Annotated in this window: 5 protein-coding genes and 1 pseudogene; 5 read left to right on the plus strand and 1 reads right to left on the minus strand. The window is 29.8% G+C overall.

The window, feature by feature from the left end:
• From EIC27_RS05230 to tolB, 5 genes and pseudogenes are all read left to right on the plus strand, one after another.
• Nucleotides 1-416 (plus strand): annotated as a pseudogene (locus EIC27_RS05230) (penicillin-binding transpeptidase domain-containing protein); the annotation flags it as partial.
• A 144-nt stretch (nucleotides 417-560) separates the two neighbouring features.
• Nucleotides 561-1763, plus strand: a complete 1203-nt coding sequence (locus EIC27_RS05235) for a cytochrome b (RefSeq protein WP_126045052.1) — start codon at nucleotides 561-563, stop codon at nucleotides 1761-1763.
• 101 nt (nucleotides 1764-1864) lie between these two features.
• Nucleotides 1865-2581, plus strand: a complete 717-nt coding sequence (locus EIC27_RS05240; RefSeq protein WP_126045053.1) for a Bax inhibitor-1/YccA family protein — start codon at nucleotides 1865-1867, stop codon at nucleotides 2579-2581.
• A 98-nt stretch (nucleotides 2582-2679) separates the two neighbouring features.
• Nucleotides 2680-5355 (plus strand): DNA gyrase subunit A, encoded by a 2676-nt coding sequence (gene gyrA / locus EIC27_RS05245; RefSeq protein WP_276310340.1) that lies wholly within the window; start codon nucleotides 2680-2682, stop codon nucleotides 5353-5355.
• 7 nt (nucleotides 5356-5362) lie between these two features.
• Nucleotides 5363-6685, plus strand: coding sequence for a Tol-Pal system beta propeller repeat protein TolB (gene tolB / locus EIC27_RS05250; RefSeq protein ID WP_126045055.1), 1323 nt, complete (start codon nucleotides 5363-5365; stop codon nucleotides 6683-6685).
• Nucleotides 6686-6876: 191 nt separating this feature from the next.
• Here tolB and EIC27_RS05255 read toward each other — a convergent pair.
• On the minus strand, nucleotides 6877-7152 hold a 276-nt coding region (locus EIC27_RS05255; protein ID WP_153183752.1), incomplete at its 5' end, for a transposase domain-containing protein.

A 7152-nucleotide genomic window follows, 5' to 3' on the forward strand; every position in this document is an offset into this window, starting at 1 on the left:
AATTATGGTAATGTCAATCTATCTGGTGATAAAGGAAAATCAAATGGGCTTACAAATGCATGGCTTTCAAGTTCTTTAAAAATTTCTCCTATAGAGCAATTAAAATTCTTACAAAAGCTTATATCAAATAACTTGCCAGTTAGTAAACAAGCTCAAGAAATGACAAAAAAAATATTGTATATTGAAAGATTAGGAGATTGGAAACTTTATGGGAAGACAGGTAATGGGCTATTGCGAAGTGATGGTAATAATAAGTTAGATATACAAGTGGGTTGGTTCATAGGTTGGATAGAAAAAATGGTATATCAATAATTTTTAATTACTTAATTGTTGATGAAAAAAAACAAAAAACTTATGCAAGTTTTAGAGCTAGGGATAGATTAAAAAAATTGCTTAAAAAATATAATTATTATTAAATTTTTAAAAGGTCTGAAATTTTTAATGTAAAAACATCTATAAGATTATTAACTGCAGATTTAAATTAAAAAAAAGATTGATGAGTGTGCTGAGATAAGATAATTAATAATGTGAAATTTATATTTTGTTATTTGTGAATATTAATGAAAAAAAATAATAAAAGTTTAACGGATTCAATAGTTAATTGGATAGAATATAGATTACCAATATTCAGTTTTATTAAGCATTCTGCAGACTATAGAGTTCCTAAGAATTTAAATTATGCTTGGAATTTCGGATCACTAGCTGGTATTGCGTTATTATTGCAAATTGTTACAGGGTTGTTTCTTGCAATGCAATATACTCCTCATGTTAAAATGGCGTTTGATAGTGTTGAAAATATAATGAGAAATGTTAATTATGGGTGGTTGCTTCGTTATACTCATGCAGTAGGAGCATCAATGTTTTTTGCAAGTATTTATATTCATATTGGCAGGGGATTATATTATGGTTCGTATAAATCTCCAAGAGAAATGGTTTGGTTTTTTGGAATTTTTATTTTTGTAGCAACAATGGCGACCGCTTTTATGGGGTATGTTCTGCCATGGGGACAAATGAGCTATTGGGGAGCAAATGTTATAACTAATCTGTTTTCAGCAGTTCCTTTTATTGGAGATGATATTGTTGTTTGGTTATGGGGAGGTTTTTCTGTAGATAATCCAACGCTTAATAGATTTTTTGCACTGCATTTTTTATTACCGTTTGTTATAGTGGGATTGGTTATTATTCATATTGTAGCTTTACATGTGCATGGATCTAACAATCCAACAGGTGTAGAAATTAAATCAAAAAAAGATTCTATTCCATTTCATCCTTATTATACTGTGAAGGATTTTTTTGGATTTGGAATATTTTTTATGATTTATTTTTATTTTGTCTTTTTTAAGCCTAATGTTTTGGGACACCCAGATAATTATATTGAAGCAAATCCATTGGTTACACCTGCACACATAGTTCCTGAATGGTACTTTCTACCCTTTTATGCAATACTAAGGTCTATACCTGATAAATTAGGTGGTGTAATTGCTATGTTTGGAGCCATATTGATACTTTTTGCTTTGTCTTGGCTTGATAGTTGTAAAGTGAAAAGTGCTAATTATAGGCCTTTGTTTAGAATCTTTACTTATCTGTTTTTTATAAATTTTTTGATTCTTGGATATTTAGGTGGAGAAGTAGCAGAGGAGCCATATATTACTTTTAGTCAAATTTCAACAATTTGGTATTTTGTTCATTTATTGGTGATTTTGCCCTTATTAGCTAAATTTGAAAAAGTTAAGAAATTGCCAAATTCTATTAGTGAATCTTAAATTTAAAGATAATATTTAAATTTACAGTTTTATTCTCATTGAAAATTATCATTAAATAATATATATTATTACTAGATTTTAAACTTATATATTTAATAGATATGGTAGACTATACAAATTATGCACAATCTAATGTTCAAAGACCTGGATATAATGAAGGTCTGAGAGTTTATATGTTATCTGTGTTTCAAAATATGGGAATAGCTCTTGTTATTACAGCTCTTGTTGCTATGTTTACAGCATCATCTCCAGGTTTGATGAATGCTATATTTTCTACTCCATTACAGTGGGTTGTTATGTTAGCTCCCTTAGGTATGGTGTTTTTTATGAGTGCTAAAATTATGTCTATGTCTGTATCAGGTGCTAGAACTTCATTGTGGGTTTTCTCAGGATTAATGGGGCTTTCTTTGTCATCAATATTTTATGTGTACACAAGTGAAAGTATTGCAAAAACATTTTTTATTACAGCTTCGTTATTTGGGGCTATGGCATTATATGGCCATACAACGAAAAAGGATCTAACTGGAATGGGTTCTTTTTTAATGATGGGAGTTATAGGTATTTTTATTGCAAGTTTTGCGAATATGTTTTTTCAAAGTTCTGCTTTAAGTAATGTATTATCTTATGTTGGTGTTATAGTGTTTACATTGCTTACTGCATATGATGTTCAAATGCTTAAGTCAGTTTATTACCAAATGGGTAATGCTTCTAATGAAGTAGCTCAAAAAACTTCAATATACGGTGCTCTTAATCTTTATATGGACTTTATTAATTTGTTTATATTCTTACTAAGAATTTTTGGAGTTAGGAGGGATTAAATTATAAATATAAACAAAGTAAAATTAACTGGTGTATTGTCAATTTTGACTTTACACTAACGTTAAATTTTAATTATTAACTTTATTAAGTAGTTAAGTTGAACGAAGATAAATCTAAATTATCCGGAACAGTTTCTGTTTCAATTGAAAATGAAATGCAAAGTGCATACTTAGATTATGCAATGAGTGTTATAGTAAGTCGTGCATTGCCAGATTGTAGAGATGGACTAAAGCCAGTTCATAGAAGAATACTATTTGCTATGAATGAAACTGGTAACTTTCATGATAAACCATACAGAAAATCTGCTAGAGTAATTGGTGAAGTAATGGGTAAGTATCATCCTCATGGTGATAGTGCTATATATTCTGCTCTTGTTAGAATGGCGCAAGATTTTTCTTTAAGATTACCTCTTATTGATGGTCAAGGTAATTTCGGCTCAATAGATGGTGATTCACCAGCTCAAATGAGATACACTGAGGTTAGGCTTGCAAAATCTGCAAGTTTTCTTTTAACAGATATAGATAAAGATACTATTGATTTTCAAGATAACTATGATGGCTCTGAAAGAGAACCAAAAGTATTGCCATCTAGATTTCCCAACTTATTAGTAAATGGTGCAAGTGGAATAGCAGTTGGTATGGCTACTAGTATACCTACTCATAACTTAGGTGAAGTTATTGATGGATGCTGCGCTTTAATTGATAATTCTGAAATTTCAGATCAAGAACTTATTGAATTTGTTCCTGCTCCAGATTTTCCAACAGGTGGTGAAATTATCAATGGAAACAGTGTTAAATCTGCGCTTTTAAAGGGTAGAGGAAGTGTAGTAATCAGAGGAAAAACAGCTGTAGAAGAGAAAAATGGTAAAGAATCTATAATAATTTCTGAGATACCTTATCAGGTTAATAAAGCTGAAATGTTAAAAGCAATTGAGGATCTCGTTAGAGAGAAAGTAATTGAAGGTATTTCTGAAATAAGAGATGAGACAAATAAATTAGGAATTAGAGTTGTTATTGATCTTAAGCGTGAGGCAAATCCTGATGTTATATTAAATCAACTATATCAAAACACTCAGCTTCAAAATAGTTTTAGTATTAATATATTAGCTCTTAACGATGGTAAGCCAGAAGTTATGGGAGTAAGAGCTATACTTAGTGCATTTATTAATTTTCGAAAAGAAGTAATAAAAAGAAGAACTACTTTTTTACTTAATAAAGCAAGAACAAGGGCTCACTTATTGATAGGGCTTGCTATAGCTGTAGCAAATATTGATGAGATAATTGCTCTTATTAAATCTTCTGCAGATACACAGGCTGCTAAAATTAATTTAATGAGCAGAGAATGGAAATCTGAACAAATAATACCTTTGCTTGATTTGGTAGCTGATCATAGAAATGAGATAAAAGATGGTAAATGCTTTTTCACCGAAGAGCAGGCAAAAGCAATTTTAGAAATGAAATTACATCGTTTAACAGCTTTAGAAAAAGGTAAAATTGATAATGAACTCAAGGATCTTGCTAAGATTATAAAAGAATATCTTGATTTACTTTTCTCTGATGAAAAATTAGTTTCTTTAATAAAAGAAGAATTATTAAGTGTTAAGTCTACTATTGCGACTCCTAGAAAGACTGTTATTAAAAATGAAGGACTTAATGTTTCTGATGAAGATTTAATTCAGAAAGAAGATATGGTGGTTACATTGACTAAGACTGGGTTTATAAAAAGGGTTCCATTAGCAGTTTATAGAGCACAAAGACGTGGTGGAAAAGGAAGGTCTGCTATGACAATGTATGAGGACGATATTATTAATGAATTATTAGTTACTAATACTCATGTTCCGTTATTATTTTTTTCATCTATGGGAAAAGTTTACAAATTAAAAGTTTATAAATTGCCAATTTCCAGTCCTCAATCAAAGGGCAGGGCTGTAGTTAACTTATTACCTTTAGAGCAAAATGATAGCATTGCCAGTATTATGCCGATGCCAGAAAATATAGATGATTTAGATAAGTTAAATATTATATTTTCTACTCAAAAAGGAAACGCTAGAAGAAATAAACTTAGTGATTTTACAAATATTCAAGCAAATGGGAAAATTGCGATAAAATTAAGTAGTGATGATAAATTGGTTGCGGTTTCTGTATGTGAAGATCAGTCTCATATCTTGCTTGCAACAAGAAAGGGAAAAGCTGTAAGATTTTCTGTTGAGTCTTTAAGGGTATTTAAAAGTAGAGCATCAGATGGTGTAAAAGCTGCAAAGTTATCAGGAGGCAAAGATACTGTTGTATCAATGTCTATTTTAAATTCTGGTGAATTAGATATATTAAAAAGGGATGAGTATTTAAAAGTTCCTTTAAAAACTAGATTAAAATTAGCATTAGATATACATAATAAACCTCAAAAGCAACTAAATATAGATGGAATTGATATAAATAAAATTGCAAAAGAAGAGCAATTTATTTTAACAATTACAGAAAATGGTTATGGTAAAAGAACTTCAGCATATGAATATAGAGTTACAAATCGTAATAGCCAAGGAGTATTAAATATAGATACAGGTAATAGAAATGGTTACGTTGTCTCATCTTTTCCTGTTGAAGAAGACGACCAGATAATGTTAATGACAAATCTTGGTACTATTATTAGAACTGAAGTTAATAAGATTAGGGTAACTAGTAGAAATGCTAAGGGCGTCAAGATTATTGATTTAAATAAGGGAGAAAAAGTTGTTTCTATCTCTAAAATATCTATATCTATTGATGAGCGAGAATAATAGGGGTATGGTTACAGTTTGGAGATACTTTGTTATTTTCTGTTTAATCTTTATATACGGTATTATAATATCTCATTCAAAAATTGAAATAAATATTAGTGATGGAATATATGAAGCTTTACCGGTTGCAGTTGCAGAATTTGAAGGTAAGAATTTAGATTCAATTGAATTTGGAATAAAGATAAGAGATGTTTTAGTTAATGATTTAAATAATTCAGAAATATTCCGTGTTATAGAAAATGAGGCTTTTTTAGAAATTCCAACAATAAATAAAATTCCAGTTTTTACAAATTGGCGTACTATAAATTCTAGTATGATATTAGTTGCTAAGGTGAATTTAGATAGAGAAAAAGACTTTGTAGAAGTTAGTTATATATTATATGATTCTTTTAAGGAGAAGGAGGTAGAAAAGGGACAATATAAAATTCCTATAGCTGGATGGAGGAGGATTGCACATAAAATAGCTAATAGTATATATAAAAAATTTATAGGTGTTGAAGGCTATTTTGATTCACGTATTATCTTTGTATCTGAGAAAGGTGATGAAAAGAATAAGATAAAAAGATTAGCAATAATGGAACAGGATGGTGCTAATTTTAAATTTTTAACCAGTGGCAACGAATTTATTTTATCTCCTAGGTTTGATATGAAGTCTCAAAGAGTAACTTTTATGAGCTATAAGAGTAGAAAAAATCCTCCAAAGGTCTATGTGCTTGATTTAGAAACTGGGGAGCAAGATTTAATAGGTGACATGGCTGGCATGACTTTTGCCCCTAGCTTCTCTCCTGATAATAATTATGTTGTGATGTCTTTAGCAAAAAAGGGTACAACTAATATTTATGAAATAGATTTAAATACAAAAATAAAAAAAGAATTAACAAATGTTCATGGTTGTATAGATACTTCTCCATCATATTCGCCAGATGGTAAAAAAATATTATTTAATTCTGATAGAGGAGGAAGAAAAACTCAAATCTATGTAATGGATAGAGATGGTGAAAATATCAAAAAAATAAGTAGTGGCGAAGGTAGCTATAGAACTCCTATTTGGTCTCCTGATGGCAAATGGATAGCATTTACTAAAATATTATTAGGTAATTTTTATATTGGGATTATGAAGCCAGATGGTAGTGATGAAAGACTATTAACAAGTAGTTGGCTTGAAGAGGGTCCTTCTTGGGCTCCTAATAGTAGAACTATTATATTTGGTAGACAAAAAAGAGATGGAAGTAATAAAATTTATGCTATTGACATTGATGGTAATAATGAAAGAGTAATTTATACACCTACTGATGGATCTCAACCTTCATGGTCAGCACATTTAAATTAACTCGAACTGACAGTGACATATAAAAATTAGAAATTTATACCAAATTTATTCATCAGGAGCCACGAAAATAGCATATCAATACTGCTTTTTTATTGTTTATTCTCGTGTAAACGCTAAAATATCCCCATCTTGACAAGTATTATCCGCCTTTCTTTGGGTTTCTTAAGTTTTTTGATAATTCTAAAAAAAATTTAATTTGATGATATTTTTTTATCAATATTATATGGAAGTAAATTTACTAACTCTTTTGGATCAGAATAATCATGAATATGATTCAGCAAATATTTTAAATAATCATAAGGATTAATCTTATTTACTTTGCAAGTTTCAATAATACTATAAATATTTGCACTAGCTTTAGCACCCTTAGTTGTTGCACAGAACATCCAATTTTTTCTGCCAACTGCAAATGGTTTTATACTACGCTCCGAATCATTATTATCAATACGCAGTCTTCCATCTAAAAG

It is taken from the genome of Candidatus Aquarickettsia rohweri (assembly GCF_003953955.1).
GTDB lineage: Bacteria > Pseudomonadota > Alphaproteobacteria > Rickettsiales > Midichloriaceae > Aquirickettsia > Aquirickettsia rohweri.